The organism is Flammeovirga sp. MY04 (genome assembly GCF_001682195.2).
Classification (GTDB): Bacteria; Bacteroidota; Bacteroidia; order Cytophagales; family Flammeovirgaceae; genus Flammeovirga; species Flammeovirga yaeyamensis.
The window spans coordinates 3294723-3319494 of sequence record NZ_CP003560.2; the positions used below are offsets into that span (position 1 = coordinate 3294723).

The window sequence follows — 24772 nt, forward strand, 5'->3', positions numbered from 1 at the left end:
CTTAGAATACTAATTTTAAGTTACCACCAAAACTTCTCGTAGAAGGTAAACTACCCATTTCCACAGCTCCAGAGGCATCACTTGCCGATTGGAATAAACTGGTTTCTGGGTCAATATGAGGAATCTTACTATAGATGATCCATAAGTTTCTAGCTTCAAAACCAACAGCTACAGATTTAATAAATCCTGATTTAGCCACTAAAGACTGAGGCAGTGTATACGCTAAACTTACTTCTCTTAATTTCACATATGTCTTATCAAATACAGATCCTTCGGCAATACCACTTGATGAATACGCTTGCCAAAAATCTTGATGAGATACTGAAATATCATTCGGCTTCACTGTACCATCTCCTGATTCTATATAAGCATTTCTATCTACGAAAGATTGTTCTCTGTTTACTGCTGTTTCTTCTGCTAGACCATTAAATCTTAAATCGCCAACAGTTCTTGAAATCATTTTTCCTCCTTGATTCCAGTCAATCAAAAAGTTTAGAGTAACACCTTTATATGTAAAGCTATTTTGGAAACCTAGTAGGAATTCTGGCTGAATCTCACCAAATGTTTCTTCATCACCCTGCATTCTCAAACCAGTATTTGGGTCGACCAAAATCTCTCCCGATTCAGCTCTTTTAAATCCAACACCTTGTAATTGCAGTGACTCACCAGGAACGGCTTGAACTGAAACCCCATTAAAACCAGAAGCAATTTGAAGTTTATCCAAACCTTCAATCAACTCAGTAACTTTATTTTGGTTTCGTGTAAAGTTAATTTGGGAGTTCCATTCAAAATCTTTTTTCTGAATTGGTATAAATGATAGTAGTAATTCAATACCTCTATTTTGTACAGCTCCTGCATTTACTCTTTTGGTATTATAACCTGTAGATTCTGGTGTAGGTACAGCTAGAATCTGGTTCTTGGTCTCTATTTGATAATACGTAAAGTCTACTCCAATTTTACCATTAAAGAAGCTAAGTTCAGTACCAATCTCCCAAGAGTTCTGTCTTTCCGGAACCAAGTTTTCTGGAGGAATAACATTGGTTGCTGCGTAAGCTGTTTGACCATTAAATGGATAATTGTTCGTTGTACCAAACTGACCAAAATAAGAGGAACGAGGGTAGTAATAATAATCCAATTGATACGGGCTTGTATCATTACCAACTTGTGCTGCACTTAATCTCAATTTACCATAAGAGAAGAAATCATTATGAATATTTAATGCCTCTGAGAAGATAAATGATAAACTAGCTGATGGATAGAAGTACGATCGATTGTCTTTTGGCAGTGTCGATGACCAATCATTTCTCATGGTCATGTTTAATGTCAAGTAATTGTTGTAAGTAAGTGATATATCACCATACATACCTAATAACCTTTGCTCTACAAAATCGGTTGTACTTACAGTGTTTTTAGCATTGGTTGGTGTATATAATTCTGACACTGATAACTCTGATGCAGATAAAGTATTTCTCTTAAATACTCTCGAATTATATTCATGTCCAACAATGGCTGTCAGTTTAAATTTATCACCAAAATCTTTTTGAATAGTCGCCATTAAAGAAGTGGTCAACTCGGTTCTTTCCATGTCATCATTTACAAATGAACCGTTGATTGCTCCCAATGTACCTTTAGCTGATCGCGTAAATCGTTTATCCACACGATAATCTAAACCCGCTCTACCTCTAAATGTCAACCAATCTGTTGCCTTCGCTTCCAACATACCAAAACCGAAGAAACGGTTGACATTGACGTCGTTACCATTTTTCTCTGCTACCCAATAAGGTGAATTTGAAAAACGACCAATCGGATTTTGTTCTCCATCGACTAATTGTAATCGCTCTAAAGGTGTTGTTCTTGGAATACCGTTAATAATTGATGTCAATACATTGGGTGAGTTACCACCTTGAGATACTGAACCACGCGTCTGAGATTGCACGTAGTTCATACCTACTCTTGAGCTAATTACTTTATTTAATTTATGACCGGCATTTACTGCGAAAGTATAACGATCTAAACCTGCACCGGGAACAATACCTTTTTGGTTCATAGAAGTAAAACCTAAACGATAATCTCCTTTTTCTGTGGCAGAAGAAACATCTATAGAGTTAATAAATAGTGAACCGGTCTCGTAAAAGTCTTTGACATTATTTGGATAAGCGGCTAGTGTCTGCAATGGCCATTGACTTTCCGGAAGATTGGCCGTATCCGAAGCATAATCATACATCGGAACCACTTGACCATCAATAATTGGTCCCCATCCGTTCTCCGAATTTTTATCGTATTTACCATGGAAACCTTGTGCATATCTATTTTGGAAAGACGGCAATCTGTTCGGCGTTTCAAAACGCACACTAGAATTTAAACTCACCGTTGGTCCTTCTTTCGCTTTACCTCTTTTGGTTGTAATAATAATGGCTCCGTTGGCGGCTCTTGAACCATATAGTGCAGCTGCAGATGCCCCTTTAAGAACAGTTACTGAAGCAATATCTGCCGGGTTAATCTCACCTGCACCATTACCTGCATCAAAAGCACCTTGAATACCACTACCTGTAGAGATGTTTGTATTACTTACTGGAATACCATCAACAACAATTAATGGTTGGTTTCCTCCACTCAATGAGTTCGTACCACGAATCACAATTCTTGTCGATCCACCAGGGTTAGAAGACGCCTGAGAAATTTGTACCCCTGGAACTTTACCAGACAGAGAGTTCAAAAAGTTAGTTGATTTTACTCTATCTACTTCTTCCCCATCCACAGAAGTTACCGCATAACCAAGAGTTCTTTTTTCTCTTTCAATGGCATTGGCTGTGACAATTACTTCGTCGAGTTCTTCGGTATTTTCTTCCATAGCCACATTAAAACTGGTTCGATTACCAATTTCAATTACTTGGGATTTCATACCTATAAAATTAAATTCCAATTTGTTATCGCCCGGTTGTAAGGAAATTTTAAAGTTACCGTCGATATCAGATACTCCTCCTCTTCTAGTGCCTTGAACAACAATAGTTACTCCTGGCAAAGGTTTAACACCATCAGTAACTGTCCCTGTAATGATTCTATCTTGGGCGTACGAATAGGTTAAAGTGATTAAAGAGAGTAGTAAAAAGCAAAGCGTCTTAGTTAATCTCATTCGTTCTTTGATGTTTACTTAAATTCAGTTTACTTTTTTTCATCGCCGGAAAGCTATATTTGATAGAGTACAAGAGTTAAGTTGATTAGGGCGTCCGCTCAGTTTATAATAGAAAGTTTTGCGAATGCGTATTTATTGGTTTAAATCAATAAAATTTGGGCGATCATTCTTCTCTTTTGATCGGTGATGAAGAAAAAACTAATTTTCACTTATAATATTACGTATAATTATTTTCTTTTCGAACTCTTTTGATAAGAAAAAATTATATTATTTTAAGAAAATTGAACTTTTTCAAGACAACTGTTTGATCGTGGAATTGTTATAAAAAAAGTCCTTGCTAATTTCTTAACAAGGACTTAAATAATTAATGATTAATTAATTACAGTATGTATTGTGAAAGATCTCTGTTTTTCACTAATCCAGAAAGTCTTTCATGAACCATCTCTTTAGTGACCACTATTTGTGCATTTGCTCCTATTACATCAGGAACATCAAATAGTAGATCATTTAGCAAGTGAGACATTACGGTGTGTAATCTTCTTGCACCAATGTTTTCTACTTCCACATTAATCTCATGAGCAATTACTGCAATTTCATCCAATGCATCATCATTAAATGAAAGTTGAACGTCTTCTGCTCCTAATAAAGCTTCATATTGCTTAGTAAGGGCATTTTTAGGTTGACGTAAGATCACTTTAAAATCGTTTTCTGTTAAGCTTTGAAGCTCTACTCTAATTGGGAAACGACCTTGAAGTTCTGGAATCAGGTCAGATGGTTTTGATAAATGGAAAGCACCTGCAGCGATGAACAAAATATGATCTGTTTTTACAACACCATGCTTTGTGTTTACAGCTGATCCTTCAACAATTGGAAGTAAGTCTCTTTGTACTCCTTCTCTAGAAACATCTGCTCCTTGTTTCGATCCACCACTCGCTACTTTATCAATTTCGTCGATGAAGATAATACCTGAGTTTTCTGCAAGTTTTACCGCCTCATCTTTCACCTCATCCATGTCGATTAATTTTGCACTTTCTTGCTCTACCAAGATCTTACGTGCATCCTCAATGGACATTTTACGTTTTTTGCTTTTCTTAGGCATCATTCCGCTGATCATCTCTTGGATGTTCATCATAGAACCCTCGTCGATTGGAGCTCCACCGATAAAGCCTAAATTACCAGAGTTCTTATCAACTGTAACATCAATCTTACGGTCTTCTAATTCTCCAGCTCTTAATTTTTCTCTGAAACGCTCACGAGTTTTTTCGTTTAGCTCGTGATCAGAATTAATATATTCTCCAGAATTATTCGTAGTTGGTGCCGATTTTAAAGGTGGAATTAAGGCATCTAGAATAGCGTCCTCAACAGCTTGTGCCGTTTTCTCTTCTACCATTGCTTTCTTTAATTCCTTCACCATGCTAACAGATTGTTCAACCAAATCTCTTACCATGCTTTCTACATCACGACCAACATAACCTACCTCTGTAAATTTAGATGCTTCTACTTTCACGAAAGGTGCTTTGGCTACTTTAGCTAATCTTCTTGCAATTTCTGTTTTACCAACACCAGTAGAACCGATCATCAAAATGTTATTTGGCATAATCTCTTTTCCAAGATCGCCTTTCACATTCATTCTTCTCCATCTATTTCTTAGGGCAATAGAAACGTTCTTTTTGGCATCATTCTGACCGATAATATATTTATCTAATTCTGCTACAATTTCTCTTGGGGTCAAATAATTTGAGCTCTCTAGCATAATGTCTTTTATTTAAAGTGAATATTTTATTCGATGACAGTCTTTTTTCTCTTATCCCAACCCGTCGTTGCCACCGATAAGCTCAAACTGTTGGTTGGTCCAGCAATATGGTACCAAGCCACACTGTAACCGAAATTGATGTGTTTTTTTACCTTCAATGCCGCTCCCAAGGACATGCCTGCTAGACCTTTTACATTCTGAGCAACCATTTCCCGACGTCTCATGACGTTATAACCGGCACGAATGTTCAACACTTTGCCTAATACAAATTCACCTCCAAATGCAAAATGTCGTGACAATTTGTCAGCAAATGAGGGTTCCTCGTAGAGATCGTTGCCAAAAGCGTCCTTTTCTCCTTTTAAAGAAGAGTCTGTATAAGTAATATCAAATTGATGAATATGATGATAAGTTACTGAAAATCTAATGGGCATTCTTTCTGGTTTAAACGAAACACCTAATTGTGTATCAAATGGTAGTTCACTCTCATCATTCGGTTGGTATTGTTTGGTAACAAACCCTGCGTTTTTGATAGCTAACCCGACTACTAAATCTTTGGTGGGGTGGATAAATGCTCCGTTTAAATCCACCATTAAAGCATTCGCATTAAAGCTTTCGATTCTGGAAGAAGCAAACTTCAAATTCGCTCCCATAGAAAACACACCTACTTTATGTGTGTAACTTCCTTGAAACCAATAATCGTTGGCGGTATACGTACCGTTATAATTCCCGTTTTGATCAAAACCATCGAACTGTCCGTAACCCATGTAAGACATACCAATGCCTACGATTCCACCACCTACTTGTTTAGCATATCCCAAAGAAGTCATTCCTGCCGTCATATGATAATCATAGTAATTTAAGAATGCCTGATTGGTAGATGCCTCTGTTAATAAAGCAGAGTTGTAAAACATCGCATTAGGATCGTCTAATCCCGAGGAGACTAAAAAACCTCCCAAACCTACTTGTCTTGCATTATTGGCTACATTTAAAAAATTAAACGCTTGTGATCCGCCTAATTGTGCAAATAATGGATGAACAAATAAGAAAAGAAGTGAAGTAATGAACAGACGAAGGTTAGTTTTCATTATTATTTTGCCTTATAAAAAAGTGTAGAACAACTTTCTTCTTTCAGAATAGACTTTGCTTTTGTCATCACATCTTCTAACTGAACATTTCTAAGTAGTTCTTCTTCTTCGTTAATTAAATTAGGATTGCCAAGTAAAGCACCGAAAGCGATCGACATGGCACGTGGTAGAATTTCTGTTTTCCCGTAGGTCATCGAGAATTCTGCCAAGTTTTTCACCTTATTCATATTCTCTTCAGTAAATTCTGTATTCTTGAAATCTTCGATTACTTGGTTTAAACTTTGATTGGCTGCTTCCAGTGAAACGCCATCAGATAATTTACCAGTAATACATAATAAACCGGGATCAAATGATCCGGTGATATAAGCATTAATACCAGAGAAAAGTTGTTCTTCCTTAACGAGTTTTTGATATAAAATTGAAGATTTCCCTCTCCCCAATAAATCACTTACAAGATCGGAAGTATAATATTCTTTTTCCTTTCTTCCTTCCATATGCCATACTTTATATAACATATCAATTGGTACATCCTTTTCAACTTGTTGGAATCTAGCTTCCGTTTGTTTTGGTTCCATCGGAATATTTCGAAGTGGTTTCACCCCTGCAGGTATAGGTCCAAACCATTTTTGGCTTAAACGTTTCACCTCTTCCGTCTTCACATTTCCTGCCACCACCATTACAGCATTCGAAGGTACATAATACTTATGGAAAAATGCTTTCACATCATCCATAGTAGCGTCTTCAATATGCTTAATTTCTTTTCCGATAGTAGGCCATTGGTAACTATGCTTTTTGTAGGCCATTTTTCTTAAAATATGCCATACATCACCATAGGGTTGGTTAATATACCTTTGCTTATATTCTTCTATGACCACTTTTCGTTGTACCTCTAAAACTTTAGGATCGAAGGAAAGACTCAACATACGATCAGACTCCAACCAAAAGGCAGTTTCTATGTTCTGAGCAGGTAAAGTGATATAATAGTTGGTAATATCAGGTGAAGTGAAGGCATTATTAGATCCACCTACTTTTTGAATAGGAGTATCAAATGAAGGCACATTTACTGAACCACCGAACATTAAATGTTCAAAGAGGTGAGCAAAGCCAGTTTTTTCAGGATCCTCATCCTTAGAGCCAACATCATACATTATATTGACAACTGCAGAAGCAACCGTTTGGTCTTCCAATACGAATACCTTTAAACCGTTATCAAGGACAAACTCATTAAAGTGAATCATTCTATATTTTTTATTTGACCAATAAAGTTAGTAGACCCTAACCACAATACAAAGGTTTAAAACATTTTACTACCTTTGTTTTCTATAGATTTTACAATATGCGAGAAGACTATTTAAATGGTGACAATTCTGGGTTCTCTGATTCCGATCGAGATATTGAGCGTGCATTAAGACCCCTTTCCTTTGATGACTTTACCGGTCAGGATAAGATTGTCGAAAACCTAAAAATATTTGTGCTAGCAGCCAAAAAGAGAGGTGAGCCTCTTGATCATGTCTTGCTACACGGCCCTCCGGGTTTGGGTAAAACCACCCTTTCCAACATTATTGCCAACGAAATGGAGGCGGAAATAAAAATAACTTCCGGCCCTGTTTTAGAAAAGCCTAGTGATTTAGCCGGACTTTTAACCAACTTAGAGGAAAACGATGTATTATTTATTGATGAAATACACCGTTTAAATCCTGTTGTGGAAGAATATTTATATTCTGCCATGGAAGATTTTAGAATTGATATTATGTTGGACTCGGGACCAAGTGCCCGTACCATACAAATTGATTTAAACCCTTTCACTCTCATTGGAGCAACAACGAGATCGGGCTTATTAACAGCACCACTTCGAGCTCGTTTTGGTATCAATGCGCGACTGCAGTATTATGATTCTGCTTTACTTTCTACGATTGTAAAGAGATCTTCAGGAATTTTACAGACACCAATTAATGAAGATGCTGCATTTGAAATTGCCAGAAGAAGTAGAGGAACGCCAAGAATATCAAATAATCTTTTGAGAAGAACAAGAGACTTTGCAGAGATTAAAGGAGATGGAACCATCAATCTTGATATTGCAAAAATGGCTTTGGGTGCACTTAATGTGGATCAAGGAGGTTTGGATGAAATGGATAATCGTATTCTCACCACCATCATCGAAAAATTCAAAGGTGGCCCTGTGGGAATCAACACAATAGCAACAGCTTGTGGTGATGAAGCCGAGACGATTGAAGAAGTCTATGAACCTTTTTTAATTCAAGAAGGATTTATCAAAAGAACCTCTCGTGGTAGAGAAGTTACCTTAAAAGCATACGAACATTTGGGTATTGTACCTCCTTCTGATGGAAATCAGGGGTCATTGTTTTAAGAAATGGTAAAGGATTGGTCTAAATTAGATTCAATCCTTTATTTTTATGGTACACTTTGTGTGTATTTTATTAACAACACTATCAACATTAGATAATTGAAATTCTTTCTGTCACTATTAACTGCAAGTATATTTATATTTAGCGGTTGTAATAAAACTAACGAACAGGCTACTTCTGAGAAATTAAAAAAAGTTGAGCACCATAATTTTTATGGACTCGATTCTCTTAACACGACAATTGCGCGCCTGTTTAATGAAAAAAAATATGATTCTGCCATTTCATTGTCCTACGAAGGATTAGTCATTGCTCGTAGGCACAAAATGAATGGAGAGATGGCACAGCTATACCTATTTTTAACCAAAAGTTTATACAAAAATAGACAATTCCAAAAAGGTCAAATAGAAGGGTTAAAAGCTATTGACTTTATAAAATCAGAAGAATCAAAAGCATTAGCTGGCGATATATATCTCACCCTTGCTAGAAATTCAAGATATCTCAATCAATACGATTCAGCCATACATTTTTATCAAAAAGCCGTAGAATTTTTGGCATTGGATGATGATTATGTTGGAATGTCAATCGCTTATAACAATATAGGTGCTGCACATAAAATTAAAGGTGATTATACTGAAGCACTTGAATATTACTTCAAAGATTTAGAATTAAATAAGCTTCATGATCTCCCAAAAGATCAAGCAATTGCCTGCAATAATATTGGTCAAGTGATGCTCATTACAAGAGATTATGAAACAGCCATCGATTACTTTAATAAAGCGGAGGTACTCTGTAGAGAAATCAACGATCAAAAAGGAATTGCATTAGCGAATAGTAATAAAGGCTCTGTCTATCATTTAATGCAAAAGAAAGATGAAGCTTTACAATTTTTCTTTACGGCTTTAAATATTTTCGATGAATTAGGAAATCAACAATTTAGAGTAGCAGAGACCCTTACAAATATTGGAAACACCTACATAGAGAAAGAAGATTTAGTTCATGCAGAATCTTATATCAATAGAGCTCTAAAGGTTTTCAAACAAATTGATAATCTAAATGGTATTATGAAAGCCTCATATTTAAAGGGGGAAATACTATACAATCAAAAAAAATATAAACAAGCGATTACTTACCTTTTTAAAGCAGAAAAATATTATCAGCAAAGTACTCACTACAGGGTAGAATATAGAAACACACTCCTTTTAATTCATAAATGCTTATCTGCTTCCGGAGATTATAAAAAAGCCTACAACTATCAGCTTTTATATGCAGAAGTAAATACTAAGGTAAATAATTCCAAAGAAAAAGAGGTGATGGCTAAATTGAATAAACAGTTTGAATCGAAGGAACAAAAACTACTTATCGATCAGCTTCATAAAGATACCTTACTTAAAAATCAGCAAATTTCTTTTCAGCATCGTATTTCTATTTTCCTACTTGTCCTATGCTTGTTTTTATTCACTTTTATGGTATTTATTTTCTTTATACACCAAAGAGGAAAAAAGACGCATCAATTAATTAAAGAACAGAATAGGGAGATTACTTCAATACACAGCGAGCTTATTGAGAGTTTACGATTTGCAAGAAAAATTCAATACTCATTAATTGCTTTATCTGATAGAGTAAAAGAAGTAATTCCAGATCATTTTATTTTTTGGCAACCTATACAAGAAGTAAGTGGAGATGTATATCATATGGAGTACAAGCACGGTCGATTATTTATTACTTTGATGGACTGTACTGGGCACGGTGCCCCTGCTTCTTTGATGGCTACTTTATGCATAAAAACATTAAATGATATCATCAATGATGAAATTATTCACCCAGATGAAATTCTTGAGGAATTGGATGATAGAATTAAGGATGAAAATAATATTGAGCAAAGCCTTACAGGTGTAGATGCCTCTATTATCACCTATAATTTTGAAACAGAAACTATAGAATTCTCTGGTGCAAGAAGACCTGTTTACATTATTGATGAGGAAGGAGAATATTACATAAAAGGCACCAAAAAGTCTATCTGTGATACACTAATAGGCAAAGAATCTACTTTCGTTAGACATAGCAAGAAATTAACATCAGATACTAAGGTTTATATGTATTCTGATGGATTCTCTGATCAGTTTGGTGGTTTAAATAATAAGAAGTTTAAAGAGCCTAACCTTCGTAAATTATTATCTAAAATCCATCATCAAAATATGGCAGATCAGAAAAAACAACTGAAGAATACTTACTGGAATTGGAGATCTCCTTCAAAAGATCTAGAATACAATGCCACAGATGATACCTTGGTGTTAGGATTCAATTTTAAAATCAAAAAATAAAATTTGTATTCACTAAATACATTTTTTATACATCAGAGATATTATTAAATTAGTGATAGTTACTTGGGTGATTTTTTCTTAAAAAAGATATTAGGAAAAAATTCAAGTAAATAACGACTAATGATCACTATAATGCCTGATAACCAATATATACTCTCCTTAGACCAGGGAACAACAAGTTCTCGCGCTATTATCTTTGATAAAAAAGGTGACATTATTTCTGTCGCCCAAAAAGAATTCAAACAAATTTTCCCAAAGAGTGGATGGGTAGAACACAACCCCAATGAAATATGGGCTACACAAGTTTCTGTAGCTGCAGAAGCCATTGCTGAAGGTGGTTTAACGGGGTTAAATATTGCAGGTATTGGGATTACCAACCAAAGAGAAACGACTATAGTTTGGGATGTAGATACCGGACAACCTATTTATAACGCTATTGTTTGGCAAGACAGAAGAACCTCTAAATTTTGCGATAAATTAAAGAAGAAATATGCTGATTTGATTCGTAATAAAACGGGGCTCATCATCGATGCTTATTTCTCTGCTAGTAAAATTAATTGGATCCTGAATAATGTCAAGGGTGCCAAAGAAAAGGCTATAGCGGGAAAATTGAAATTTGGTACAGTGGATAGTTGGTTGATTTGGAAACTTACTCGAGGAAAAGTACATGTTACCGATGTAACCAATGCGAGTAGAACCATGCTATTTGATATCCATAAGCTACAATGGGACGATGAATTACTTAAAATCTTTGATGTTCCAAAATCAATGTTGCCCGAGGTAAAATCAAGTAGTGAGGTGTATGCAAAAACAGCCACTACCTTATTTGCCAGTAAAATTCCTATTGCCGGAATTGCAGGAGATCAACAAGCGGCATTATTTGGTCAGCTTTGCTTAAAAAAAGGCATGGCAAAAAACACTTATGGTACGGGTTGCTTTATCGTGATGAACACTGGAAAAAAACCAGTGGTTTCAAAAAATAAATTATTAACCACAATTGCCTGGAAAATTGGAGACACCACCAACTATGCATTAGAGGGAAGTGTCTTTATTGGAGGTGCCGCGATACAATGGCTTCGAGATGGTCTTGGTATCATCAAAAAGGCAAAGCACACCGAAAAAATTGCCAAAGAGGTAAAAGATAGTGGAGGTGTGGTATTTGTTCCTGCATTGGCTGGACTGGGTGCTCCTCATTGGGATCAATATGCAAGAGGTACCATTTTAGGTCTTACAAGAGGAACATCAAGAGGACATATTGTTCGGGCAACTTTAGAAGCAATCGCATTCCAATCGTATGACGTTTTGAAAGCGATGGAAGCAGATACAAATAAATCGACTAAAGAGTTGAGAGTAGATGGTGGTGCTTCTGCAAACAATCTACTGATGCAAATTCAAAGTGACATTGCTTCCACTCAAGTGGTACGTCCAAAAACGATGGAAACAACGGCTATGGGAGCTGCTTTTTTAGCAGAATTAGCTGTTGGTTATTGGAAAGACATTGATGAATTGGAAAAAATTTGGTCGGTTGAGAAGACATTTAATCCAGATAATTGCCAAGAATCTAAAAATAGAGTTTATAAACAATGGAAAAAAGGAGTAAAACGAAGTTTTTCGTGGGATAAAGACTGATCATTTACAAATATTCTATAAATTTGCTTTAAGATTTTTATTAATTCAATTCACTTTAATTTTCTACACTCATTTTAACCCAAACTAAAAATGAGTACCCTGATAAAAGTTGACTTTTGAATTAGTGCGATGAAGATAAAAGTGATATTGCTCTTATTTTCTAAAGAGTTTTTTATCAGCTGATGAAAACCTCATATTGATATTCTATAGTAAACATTTAACTACACAACCTAACATAATGACATCTAATTTCTTTAGAGCCGTTTTAAAACTAGTAACGCTCTTTCTGATTACAAACTTTTTGATGAGTTGTGGAGGAGATGAGAAACCTACATCTCAACTTCCTGAAATCGAAATTCCTGTAACAGAAGTGATCGTTCAAGATGTACCCATTTCAAAATCTTTTGTTGGCCAAGTTTATGGTACAAAAGATATTCCTATCCGTTCTCGAGTAGAAGGTTACTTGGAAGGTATTCACTTCAAAGAAGGTAGCAGAGTAAAAAAAGGTCAACTGTTATATACAGTCGATCCTCAGACATATGCTGCTGAAGTAACTATGTTAAAAAGTAAATTAGCAGAAGCGGAAGTTACTTTAATACGAGCTAAAAACGATTTAGCCAGAATTAAACCTTTGGCAGAAAAAAATGCCGTTTCAAAATCAGATCTTGATGCTGCCCAAGCAGAAAAGGATGCTGCCGAATCTATGGTTGCTGCAGCTAAGGCGAATTTAAGAATGTCTCAAATCGAATTGGGATATACGACTATTAAATCGCCAATTTCTGGTATCATCGGTAGAACTGAAGCTAAAGTAGGTGAATTCGTTGGTAGAGACCCTAACCCAGTAATCTTGAATACAGTTTCGAGAATCGATTCAGTAAATGTGAGGTTCTACATCAATGAAAATGATTATTTAAGATTAGCTCGTTATTCTATTAATAACAAAGAAAACGAAAGAAGACAAAGCGAAAATGAGGATGTCAATAAGTTAGATTTGATTTTCTCTGATAACACAGTATATAATCATAAAGGACATTTCGATTTCCTAGATCGTAATGTAGATGCGAATACAGGTGCCATTTTAATTCAAGCGACATTCCCTAATAACGAAGGACTAATTAGACCTGGACAATTTGCCAAGGTGAGATCTACCATTGAAATTGTAAAAGATGGTGTGTTGGTTCCTCAAAGAGCCGTAATGGAATTCCAAGGCAAATATTCCGTGTTTGTTGTTAACAAAGAAGGAAAAGTTGCTCAAAGAGCTATCAAATTAGCTAGACACTCTTACAAAGATTACTTCCTTGTTAGAGAGGGCTTGAAAAAAGGAGAAAAGATTGTTCTAGAAGGACTTCAAAAAGTTCGTGAAGGAGCAACAATCAAATACAAAGTAGTTCAATTCGAATCACAGCACGAAGGAGCATAATGAGCAAGGAACAAATTCAATCAAACTTTTTTGTGAGGCGACCGATTGTCGCCATGGTCATTGCCATTATCATGACCATCGTTGGTGGTGTTTCGATTCTAGGACTTCCTATTGAACAGTACCCCAACCTTACTCCTCCTATTGTAAAAATATCTGCAACTTATACAGGAGCGAGTGCACTTAACGTAGAACAATCTGTAGCTACACCTTTGGAACAAGAAATTAATGGTGTAGAAAACATGATCTATATGAAGTCCATCAACTCTAACGATGGTACTTTACAAATCCAAACTTCTTTTGAAATCGGTACAGATCCAGATATGAGTACGGTATTTACACAAAACCGTGTAGCTACTGCCACTCCTAAACTTCCGGATGCCGTTAAAAGAACAGGTGTGAAAACAGAAAAGTCACTTCCAAACATCTTAATGTTGATCACGTTGACCTCTCCTGATGGTAGATACGATCAAAACTTCTTAGGTAACTACTCTTTGATTAACATCAAAGACGTGTTGGCAAGAACAAAAGGTATTGGTAGTGTTGCTGTACTAGGTACATCAGATTATTCGATGCGTATTTGGGTGAAACCAGATAGATTAGCCAAACTGAATTTAACTATCCCTGAAATCAAGAATGCGATCTCTAATCAGAACGTAATTGTTCCAGGTGGTAAATTTGGTGCCGAACCTGCTCCTAAAGGTACAGAATTCACTTACACAGTACTACTTCCAGACCGTCTTCAATCAGAAGAAGAATTTGGGAACATCGTTGTTAGAACCAACAAGGATGGTAGCCGAGTACTATTAAGCGATGTAGCTAGAATTGAATTAGGTGTTGAAACATATTCAGCATTTACTCGTCTGAACGGTAACAACTGTGCTGTAATTGCCATTTATCAAGCACCAGGATCAAATGCGGTAGATTTAGCAGATCAAATGATCACTAAAATGGAAGCACTAAAAGAAGACTTCCCTAACGGTATTGATTATAAAGTATCACTTGATTCGACAAAACCTATTACAGCGGGTATCAACGAAATTATTGAAACATTATTCGTTGCCCTACTACTTGTAGTATTGGTAGTATATGTGTTTATCCAAGACTGGAGAGCTACATTGGTACCAACAATGGCGATTCCAGTATCCCTAGTGGCGGCATTTATGCTATTCCCACTCTTAGGATTTACAATTAACGTACTATCACTTCTCGGTCTTGTACTCGCCATTGGTATTGTAGTGGATGATGCCATTGTAGTAGTAGACGCCGTACAGGTATATCTCGAAGAAGGGTATAGTCCTAAGGACGCTACCAATAAAGCAATGGGCGAAGTAACCGCTCCTGTAATTGCCACTACTCTAGTACTTGTTGCCGTATTTATTCCAGTGGCAGCCATGTCGGGTATTACCGGTCGATTGTACCAACAATTTGCCATTACAGTAGCAGTTTCAGTATGTTTCTCTTCACTAAACGCCCTGACATTATCACCTGCACTTTGTGGATTGATACTAAGAAAAACAGAACCTGTTGGTGGTCCATTGGGAGCATTCTTTAAGGTCTTCAATAACGTTTTCGATAGATCTACAAAATCATACCTCAGTGTAACTAAAATTGCCACTCGTAAGATTTTGATGAGTTGTGCATTTATAGGAGTTACACTACTAGCTGCAGGATGGTTAGGTGTTAAAGTACCTGTTGGTTTCATTCCTGAAGAAGATCAAGGATACATCTATATCAACGCTCAATTACCAGTAGCTTCATCATTACAGAGAACAAACGATTTAGCCCAAAAAGTTGAAAAGATCGTTGCTCAAGTTCCTGAAATCGATATGAACACTACAGTAGCAGGTTATTCACTTCTTTCAAGTAGTAACTCTACTAACTCGGCTTTCTTCTTCGTAACTTTAAAAAGTTGGGATGAAAGAGAATTAACAGCCAAGCAGGTAGTGAATAAGTTAAATTATTTATTTGCTACACAAATTAATGAAGCAAAAATCTTTGCCTTTGGCCCTCCAGCCATTCCAGGTTTAGGTAATGGATCAGGTTTCAGTATCATGATCCAAGATAAAGGAGGTAATACCCCAGATTATCTAGCCAATTACACCAATGAATTCATTAAAGCGGCCAATGCAAGACCAGAAATTGGTATGGCATTTACTACTTTTGAATCTAGTGTACCTCAAAGATTTATTGATATAAATAAAGATAAGATCTTAAAATTGGGCGTTAGTCTGGATGATGTTTATACCACATTCGCTGCCTTCCTTGGAGGATCTTATATTAACGACTTCAACCGTTTTGGTCGTCTATACAGAGCTTATGTACAAGCAGAGCCTGAATATAGAAACGATGAGAAACAGTTGGATATGTTCTATGTAAAATCGGCAAGTGGGGCAAAAGTTCCTTTATCAACTTTAGTAAATGTTGAAAAAATTAGTGGTCCAGAATTTACAAACCGATTTAACTTACTTCGTTCTGTAGAAGTTACCGGTTCTCCTGCCAAAGGATACAGTTCCGGTCAAGCAATGGATGCATTAGAAGAAGTAGCGAAAGAAGTACTTCCTGATAACATGACTTTCTCTTGGAACGGCATGTCCTACCAAGAAAAGAAATCATCTGGATCTGTATTTATCATTTTCGCCTTCTCATTAATCTTCGTATTCTTGATTCTTGCAGCCCAGTATGAATCATGGTCGATGCCATTTAGTATTCTATTGGGAACTCCATTCGCCATTTTCGGTGCCTTCTTCCTATTATGGGTAGCAAGATTCTTTAGTGAAAGTTACGAGAACAACATATTTGCTCAAATATCATTAGTAATGTTGATTGCCATGGCTGCAAAGAACGCCATTCTGATTGTCGAATTTGCCAAATTAAAATTCGATGAAGGATTGTCTCTATTTGATGCGGCATTAGAATCTGCAAAACTAAGATTCCGTCCTATCTTAATGACGGCCTTCTCATTTATCCTAGGTGTTTTACCATTGGTTGTTGCCACCGGATCAGGTGCAGAGGCACGTAAAGTAATGGGTATGGCACTTCTTGGTGGTATGGGTATGGCAACCATTTTAGGTCTATTCTTATATCCAATGTTATTCGTGCTTGTAGGTAAAATTGCAGGTTATGAAAAAGATAGAGAAAAATCGAACACATCAGAAGCATAGAAAGATGAACATACTTAGAAATATAAATTTCAAACAAATATTCATACTCCTCTTCGCTTCACAACTCATGTGGAGTTGTAAGATGGGTAAAGACTATCAGTCTCCGGATGTTGTCACTCCAGCTGATTATCGCTTTGGTACGGATACTTTAGTAAGTACTGCATCTGATACTATTGCGTGGTGGGAACTTATTAGTGATCCACTACTTGATACATTAATTGTTACTGCTCTTGAAAATAATCAAGATGTTGATATAGCAATGCAACGTATTGAAGAGGCTCAGAAGTTGTACCGTATGCAAAAAGTACAAACTCGTCCAGGTTTAGAATATGCTGCCGGTGTAAATTATGGTAATTACAGTGGGTTTGTTAATCCACAAGGTGCTGCATTAAGTTACTACGGGGGTGCTCAATTAAATTGGGAGATTGACCTTTGGGGTAAAAACCGAAGACTTTCTGAGGCAGCAATGGCCGATTATAAAGGTACGCTTTATGGACTTAGAGCGGTACAATTATCAGTTATTGCTGGGGTAACCGAAGCCTACATTCGACTTCTTGAAAATCACGCAAGTTTAAAAGTTGCTGAAGAAACATTGGCTTCAAGAGACAGCTCTATTCAAATTATGGTCGACCGATATGAATTTGGTTATATACCAGAGATTGATTTGAACCAAGCGCAAATTCAGCAGGCAATTGCAGCAGCTTCTGTACCAACCTACAAAAGACTTATCGCATTGTCTGAAAACTCTTTGGCGGTATTATTGGGAGAAAACCCGAGAGGTTTCCTAGTAGATTTCGAATTAGATGATCAAAAGAAACCGCCAATTATCCCTGCCGGTATTCCTTCAGATCTTTTATTGAGAAGACCCGATTTACAAAGAGCTGAGCATGCTATTATGTCTCAAAATGCCAAAGTAGGTTCAGCTATTGCACAACGTTTTCCTACTATTAGTTTAACAGGTTTTGCCGGAGCAGCAACAGAGTTTTTAAGTACAACAAACTCAGCTGCGGGAGCTTGGAACCTAGGTGCCGGAATCGTAGGACCACTTTTCCAATGGGGTAAAAACAAACGTAGAGTTGAAGTAGAAAAAGCTAGATTGGAAGCTTCAATTGCAGAATATGAAAGATCTGTAATATTAGCTTTCCAAGAAGTAGAAGATGCTTTGGCCTCGGTACAATACTACAGAGAAGAGCTTATTGCAAGAGAGCGTCATGTTAGAGCAGCTAGAAATGCTGAGCGTTTATCAAAAGAACGTTACGATAGAGGTGTTACGAGTTACTTAGAATACTTGGAACAACAACGTCAGGCATTCGAAGCGGAACTTAACTTTATTAATGTCAAAAGTAGAATCTTGGTTTCATACATTCAGCTTTATAAAGCTTTAGGTGGTGGATGGATCACAAGAGAAGAAAAGGCTGAAGCAGAACAGCAAAATAACTAGTATTGTTAAGCCTTATAAATAAGAAAGAGGTTGATTCAAAAATTTTGAATCAACCTCTTTTTGTTTTTGTGTAACCTTTATTAAAAATTACTCATTACCCTTGAATTAGATGAAGTCAATGCTTTGATAAGCTTATCAATAGTTATTAATACAACACAAAAGGCCACCACTTTTACATGGTAGCCTTTTTCACCTAAAAGTATTAGGCTTCTATCATAAATCAATCATATGCTATTATAAATATCCTTCATTCTGGATAATCGCTCCTTGAGAAACGTTTACTTCTCTTTGAGGAAGTGGGAAGATTTTATGTAACTCTTGAATATCACCTCCATTTATATCATCATATAAATAGTAAGCATTTATAGCATCCATAGCGTAAGGCATTCCATAACGTTTTAAATCTTGCCAACGATGTCCTTCAAACGCCAATTCCAAACGACGTTCCAAAGCCACTGCTTCTGCTACCTCTGCAGGTGTAGTTGCGGTTACAACAGAAGCTTTTGCTCGAGTACGAATCTCATTAATAATATCAACTGCTCCTTGCTGATTACCTTCCTCATTTAGAATTTCTGCATACAATAATTTCACATCTGCTAAACGTAAAACCACCCAATCAACACCAGATTGTTCTGCATCTGCTCCAACAGAGCTATATTTATCGACCACTATTTTACCTTGATCTTCTCCTGAACTAGCATCTTTACGAATATCAGTAGCATCGAATAAATCCAAGTACGATTGAGTAGCTTGAACACCACCAAAAGTACCTCTTGCACTAAACTCATAAGAGAATGTCTGATGCTCATTATTACCAGCACTATAACGAACCGCGAATAAGATTTCACTGTTCATTTCGTTCTCAAAAATTGATTTATAATCTTCTTGAAGAGAGAACGGACCATTATTGATAATATCCTCCAATAATAATTTAGCACCTGAATTATTATCTGTATTCATTCTCACTTTAGCCAAAATACCTTTAGCTGCCCAAGAAGTTGCACGACCTAAATCACTCCCATTATATGATGCAGGAAGTAATGGTATAGCCATTTCTAAATCTGCTGAAATCTGAGTATAAATTTCTGCCACAGTTTTATCATTCCTCATTGCAGTGTAATCATCATGAGCAATAGGAGTTAGCACCAAAGGAACATGCCCATATGCTTGTACTAATTGATGATACAAATAAGCTCTCAAGAACAAGGCTTCACCCTTAAGTTGATTTCTGAGGTTTTCTTCAGTGACCTTATCTACATGTTCTAAAACCATATTCGCTCGGTTGATCGTCATGTACGATAATCTGTAATAATCATAAAAGAAACCCGTAAATGTATTGAAGGTAAAAGTATTCATTTGATTATAGAATCCTTCTGTACCAGGGAAAGTATTATCATCACAGATTCCATCGATGGCCCAAGCTTGGTTCGTAAATTCTTGTAAGCCTGCATAGATACCAATAGTAGCTGATTCAATTTCATCGTTAGTTTCGAAGAAATTGTTTTCACCAATAGTAGTAGGAGGTGTTAAGTCCAAGAAGCTTTCACAGCTTGTCATACCCATTGATGCTGACACGAACAAAGCTGCAGATAATATATTTTTTAGTTTCATTATTGTCGTCTTAATTCTATGTAAGAAGTAAAACACGGCCTTTTATTTAATACTTGTCTGTTGTCAAAAAAAGACCGTGATGATGTGTTGTTTATTGATTAAAAGTCTAGTTTAAGACCTAATGAGAAAGTCTTCGCCACAGGCATTGGTCCTCTTTGGTAACCACGCGTATAAGCAGTAGTCAAAGCATCGTTAATACCTTCTGGGTTCAACCCTGTATACCCTTTCGCAGTGATGTAGAATAAATTACTTCCTGCAAAGAATACTCTAGCACTTCTAAATGCTTTACTGTTCGTCATAGGGAAATTATAACCGAAAGTTAGGTTACGTAATGCAATGTATGATGCATCCTGAACGTGCCAATCTGTTTCAGTTTTCAATCTTGTTGCATCAGGATCTAATACATTTACACCATCCTTATCATTTGATCCTGCCCAGTGAGTTTCTAAATAATGGTCATCAATATTTAGAACCGATGCACCGTGAGACCCTTGAATAGTAAATGATAAATCGAAGTTTTTGTATCTCAAGTTGTTGGTTAAGCCCCAAACAAAATCAGGGTTTGCTTGTCCAAGTACTTCCATATCGTTTTCATCAATTACTCCATCTCCATTTAAGTCTTGCACATATACACTACTTGCTTGCACACCGATTGGCCAATATACTTGGAACTCCTCTGCAGATAATTCTTGCTTCACTCTATATCCATAGAACTGAGAGATTGGTGATCCTATTTGTGTCATAAAGTGAGCGGGACGTTTAGAATCCCATGTCGATTGGAACGACTCATGTTCACCAAAGTTCAACACCTCGTTTTTAGTCGTTGTAATAGTCGCATTTGTTGTCCAAGAGAAATTATCCTTATCAATGTTTCTAGTGGTTAATTCCAATTCCAAACCACTGTTTCTTACTTTACCTTGGTTCACCCAAAGGCGCTCAAAACCAGATGTTGCAGGAATATCCATTTCAAGAAGTAATTGATCTGTTGTTGATCTGTAATATTGAACTCCTAATAATATGCGGTTATCAAAGAATCCGAAGTCGACACCCGTATTGAATTCAAACGTACGTTCCCAACCCAAATCATTATTTGATTTATTATCAAGAATATATCCCGGAACGATATTATCACCGCCACCAACATAATTGTCAGCCACCATATTACCGATATGTAAGTAATCGCCAATAGCGTTATTACCTGTAGTACCGTATGATGTTGATAATTTCATTTCACTAATCACTTCTCTGATCCCTTGGAAGAATGGCTCTTCTGAAACTCTCCAGCCCACACTTGCTGCTGGGAAATATCCCCAACGATTATTTGATCCAAAACGGCTACTACCATCCCATCTTGAACTTAATGAAACCAGGTATTTATCTTTGTAAGCATAGTTTACACGGGAAAGGACAGAGGCTAAGTTATCGCCCGTTTCATAAGCATCATGTAACCAAATATTTGATGCTGCTGAGATGACTCTCACCTTATCATTTAAAAATCCATTACCTCTAATTTCCTGACTTTGTCTTCTATTTGTCTGAGCAGTAAAACCTGCAATAGCAGAAATTTGATGATCACCCCATGTTTTATTATAACTCAAGATGTTTTCATTTAGTAAGTTGACTGTATTTTGGTGTACTGCATGTGCCTCTGGATTTCCGTTACGGTGACCGTAAGTCGTTTCGAAGAAATTTCGATTGAAATCAGTGTAATAAGCACCTAGAGTGGTCTTAAAATCTAATCCATCTGCAATGTTTACAGATAAATATGAGTTGACAAAAGCACGAGTCGTCTGCTCGTTTTTAGGCTTACCCGTTAATTTAGCGTAACCGTTAACGTTGTTGGTATTACGGATAGTCACCCCTGTATAATTCGGATTAGCAGAAGTATTAAAATGATCTTCCATTGCCCAAGATCCTACAGGGTAACCTGTTAATGCTGAAGTCATTTCGTTATGATGAGTGGGTAACCATGACGCTGAACGTCCTACATCATGCATTCTTACTTCAATACGGTCTCTGCTTTGAGAAGAAACGTTCATATTGATACCTACTTTTACTCTTTCATTCAGTTTTGCATCTATTTTCGCTCTTACTGAATATTTAGTGTAGTCGTTTCCTTCAACAATACCTTGGTTGTCTAATGCTTGACCAGAAATATAATAATTAACATTATCCGTTCCTCCACTCAAGTTTAATTGATACGTTTGAGAGAAAGCATTCCTAGTCATAATGTCGTTCGCATCATAATTATAGCCAATCTCTTGTGCTTGTTTAATCTGGTTTCGATTTGTTTCAGAGATTCCCGGACGGTTTAATGCGTAATCAGCCCATGAGTTTGGATTGTACAATCCATATTCCAATGCTGGCGTGCTCAAACTTAAATTAGAAGTCAGGGAAACTTTCATTTTACCCTTTTTACCTTCTTTCGTTGTGATGATGATTACACCGTTTGCACCTCTCGAACCATAGATAGCAGCAGAAGCTGCATCTTTTAAGACTTCGATAGATGCCACATCATTCATATCCACAGCAGATAAATCATCTGGAATTGGAAAACCATCTACTACGATAAGTGGTCCATTTCCTGCGTTAATAGTTGCTTGACCACGGATTTGAATGTAAGGTGTTGCTCCAGCATCTCCGTCTGTAGTTTGAATTTGGACACCTGCTAGCTTACCATATAAAGCTTGGTCTACACGAGCAACAGGAATTTCTTCCAAATTATCGTTTTCCAATTTTGCTACAGCACCCGTAAGGTGAGATTTCTTTTGAACGCCATAACCAACCACAACAACTTCACTTAATTGTTGGGCATCTTCTGCCATGGTAATATCAATTTTGGTTTGTGTTTTTACTGCTACTTCTTGAGTAAGCATACCGATGTAACTAAAAACTAGTACATCTTCGGGGTTACACATTAAAGTGTACTTTCCATCAAAGTCTGTTACTGCACCTGTTGTTGTTCCTTTGATTAAAACTGATACGCCTGGGATAGGTTGACTACCCTCTTGAGAGATGACTGTACCAGAAATTTTTGTTTGTGCATAGATTGAAGAACTAGCGAGTGTCATCAATAAAATGATATGCGACAAACGCCATTTTTGAAGTAATAATTTTAACATTGGATTAAAAAAATGTGTTCACTTTTAACTTTTCATACTTTATTTTGGTTGACCAGTGTACCAATCATTGGTCAACCAAATGTATAAATAAAAAATTAAGTGACACAATAACACTTATAATTATTTCAACACCGTATGCTTAATAATTGTAAATAGAAATTATTATCAACTGATTTACTGAAAGTTAAAAACAGGACAGTTTTCTACTTTTTTTATGAATCGATATTAAAATTCTAAATCAAGTGAGTTTAAGATGAAAAGGTCTTTTTATCAAAAATAAATACTTCGATAACAACGCTTAAATTAATTTAACTAAAGCTTTACTTCATTTTTAAGAAATAAATAAATAAAAAAGCCGAATCACATACTAAAAGTAATTCGGCTTTTTTGAGAATATTTATGTGTGATTTTCCTATTTCACCACATTCGCTTTTACAGAAATAATCGTCACAGGATCTGTAGGATCATTCGTAAAAATGGTAAACGACCTCACCTCTTTACCCGTTCTAGCTGTTTCCAAAAAGCGCAAGTTTATATTTGATGATTCCAAAGGCTGTACATTTTCATCCTCTACACTAAGTAATTCCAAACCATGATTTGCTTCCACTTTTAATATTTTCAATGGAACTTCACCTGTATTCATTACAGAGAATGATACAATCTTTTGACCATCATTTTTTACATTTCCTAAATTGATGTACGTATTAGATAAATTCATTTTTGGCTTTGGACCATCACCTTGAGATTCAGGGTAATGAATTGATGCTGAAACTACAAATTTACTTTTGATATCTTCTTGACGATTAGACAAAACTAAATTGATAGTATCTTGAGCATATCCAAATTCTGCTCTATCTTCTGGTTTGATAAATAATTCAAACGAACCTTCTGATTTTGGCCCCACACTATAGCGAGTACTATCAATTAAGATCCCTAGATGATCAGGCAATAAAGACGGTTTTTCAAAATACAGTGTATCATCAGTATCATTATAAAAATAAACTGTTTTTGATGTAATGCCTTGCGCAGTTAGATTACCAAAACTCACTTTTTTATGTCCCCATCGGATACCTCCGTTTTCATAAGGGAAAAGTTGTTCTGCAGAAAGTTTATAAGGTCGGATAAAACCCGCAAATTTCACGACTTGCTCTACCGATTTATCTTTAAACTTTACAATGATTTCTTTAGAAAAAGGCCCTGCCTTATAAGGAACGTAAGCCACTTTAATTTCCCCCTTTTCTCCTTTTTTAAGTTCTTTTGAAGGGTATTCTGGTAGCAAACATGCACAATCTGCAATGACAGTATCAATCTGTACGCTCGAAGCTCCGTCTACAACAAATGGAAAAGATTGGGTAAGGGTATCTTCTGTATGCGATAGTTTTCCTAAGAATACACTATCCGATTCAAAATGTACATACTGTGCAAAAGTAGTAAGGGTTAATCCGAAGATTAACATAAGGAAGGCAAATAACTTTTTAATCATATTATGGGGAAACAAAGTCTGAGCGTCAAATATAATGACTAAAACAGAAGCTTTGAAGAATTAAGCGTATTTTAAGCATAAAAAAACATGACACCATAAAATGATGTCATGCAATATATTTAGTGGTTAAAGAATTAACCTAAAATTTCTATTTTAATATAGCTAATAAAAAACCATATTGTTAAAGACCATATACTAATCAAAAAGTAACTTTGTCGTTTAACTTTACTACTTTTTACTATATAAA

Annotated in this window: 13 protein-coding genes; 6 read left to right on the forward strand and 7 right to left on the reverse strand. The window is 36.2% G+C overall.

What is annotated here, in order from left to right:
• Position 1 precedes the first annotated feature (1 nt).
• The 4 genes from MY04_RS13220 to MY04_RS13235 form a co-directional block, all read right to left on the reverse strand.
• A complete protein-coding gene (locus MY04_RS13220) occupies positions 2–3133 on the reverse strand; it encodes a SusC/RagA family TonB-linked outer membrane protein (RefSeq protein WP_084005874.1) in 3132 nt (1043 codons plus the stop codon).
• Positions 3134–3512: 379 nt separating this feature from the next.
• Positions 3513–4886, reverse strand: a complete 1374-nt coding sequence (gene hslU / locus MY04_RS13225) for an ATP-dependent protease ATPase subunit HslU (RefSeq protein WP_066210234.1) — start codon at positions 4884–4886, stop codon at positions 3513–3515.
• A 26-nt stretch (positions 4887–4912) separates the two neighbouring features.
• Positions 4913–5971 (reverse strand): type IX secretion system protein PorQ, encoded by a 1059-nt coding sequence (gene porQ / locus MY04_RS13230; protein ID WP_066210236.1) that lies wholly within the window; start codon positions 5969–5971, stop codon positions 4913–4915.
• Between the two features lie 2 nt (positions 5972–5973).
• A complete protein-coding gene (locus MY04_RS13235) occupies positions 5974–7209 on the reverse strand; it encodes a M16 family metallopeptidase (protein WP_066210237.1) in 1236 nt (411 codons plus the stop codon).
• A gap of 98 nt (positions 7210–7307) precedes the next feature.
• Here MY04_RS13235 and ruvB point away from each other — a divergent pair, with 98 nt between their 5' ends.
• The 6 genes from ruvB (at position 7308) to MY04_RS13265 (ending at position 18309) form a co-directional block, all read left to right on the forward strand.
• On the forward strand, positions 7308–8339 hold the full coding sequence (gene ruvB / locus MY04_RS13240; RefSeq protein ID WP_066210239.1) for a Holliday junction branch migration DNA helicase RuvB: 1032 nt from the start codon (positions 7308–7310) through the stop codon (positions 8337–8339).
• Between the two features lie 333 nt (positions 8340–8672).
• A complete protein-coding gene (locus MY04_RS13245) occupies positions 8673–10658 on the forward strand; it encodes a tetratricopeptide repeat protein (protein WP_158297696.1) in 1986 nt (661 codons plus the stop codon).
• A gap of 132 nt (positions 10659–10790) precedes the next feature.
• Complete coding sequence (gene glpK, locus MY04_RS13250; RefSeq protein WP_066210244.1) at positions 10791–12287, forward strand: glycerol kinase GlpK; 1497 nt, start codon at positions 10791–10793, stop codon at positions 12285–12287.
• 238 nt (positions 12288–12525) lie between these two features.
• Positions 12526–13707, forward strand: a complete 1182-nt coding sequence (locus MY04_RS13255) for an efflux RND transporter periplasmic adaptor subunit (protein ID WP_066210246.1) — start codon at positions 12526–12528, stop codon at positions 13705–13707.
• Entirely contained in the window at positions 13707–16868 is a 3162-nt protein-coding gene (locus tag MY04_RS13260) for an efflux RND transporter permease subunit (protein WP_066210249.1), read from the forward strand. Before MY04_RS13255 ends, MY04_RS13260 begins: the two co-directional genes overlap by 1 nt.
• The gene (locus tag MY04_RS13265) at positions 16828–18309 is read left to right on the forward strand and encodes an efflux transporter outer membrane subunit (RefSeq protein ID WP_084005875.1); all 1482 of its coding nucleotides are present in this window, start codon (positions 16828–16830) and stop codon (positions 18307–18309) included. The genes MY04_RS13260 and MY04_RS13265 overlap by 41 nt, the downstream gene beginning before the upstream one ends.
• A gap of 234 nt (positions 18310–18543) precedes the next feature.
• Here MY04_RS13265 and MY04_RS13270 read toward each other — a convergent pair whose 3' ends face one another.
• The 3 genes from MY04_RS13270 to MY04_RS13280 form a co-directional block, all read right to left on the reverse strand.
• The gene (locus tag MY04_RS13270; RefSeq protein WP_066210253.1) at positions 18544–19920 is read right to left on the reverse strand and encodes a RagB/SusD family nutrient uptake outer membrane protein; all 1377 of its coding nucleotides are present in this window, start codon (positions 19918–19920) and stop codon (positions 18544–18546) included.
• A gap of 98 nt (positions 19921–20018) precedes the next feature.
• Positions 20019–23042 carry a SusC/RagA family TonB-linked outer membrane protein gene (locus MY04_RS13275; RefSeq protein WP_066210255.1) on the reverse strand — a complete coding sequence of 1008 codons (3024 nt, stop codon included), beginning with the start codon at positions 23040–23042 and terminating at the stop codon, positions 20019–20021.
• Positions 23043–23454: 412 nt separating this feature from the next.
• Positions 23455–24525, reverse strand: a complete 1071-nt coding sequence (locus MY04_RS13280; RefSeq protein WP_084005876.1) for a DUF1573 domain-containing protein — start codon at positions 24523–24525, stop codon at positions 23455–23457.
• Positions 24526–24772 lie beyond the last annotated feature (247 nt).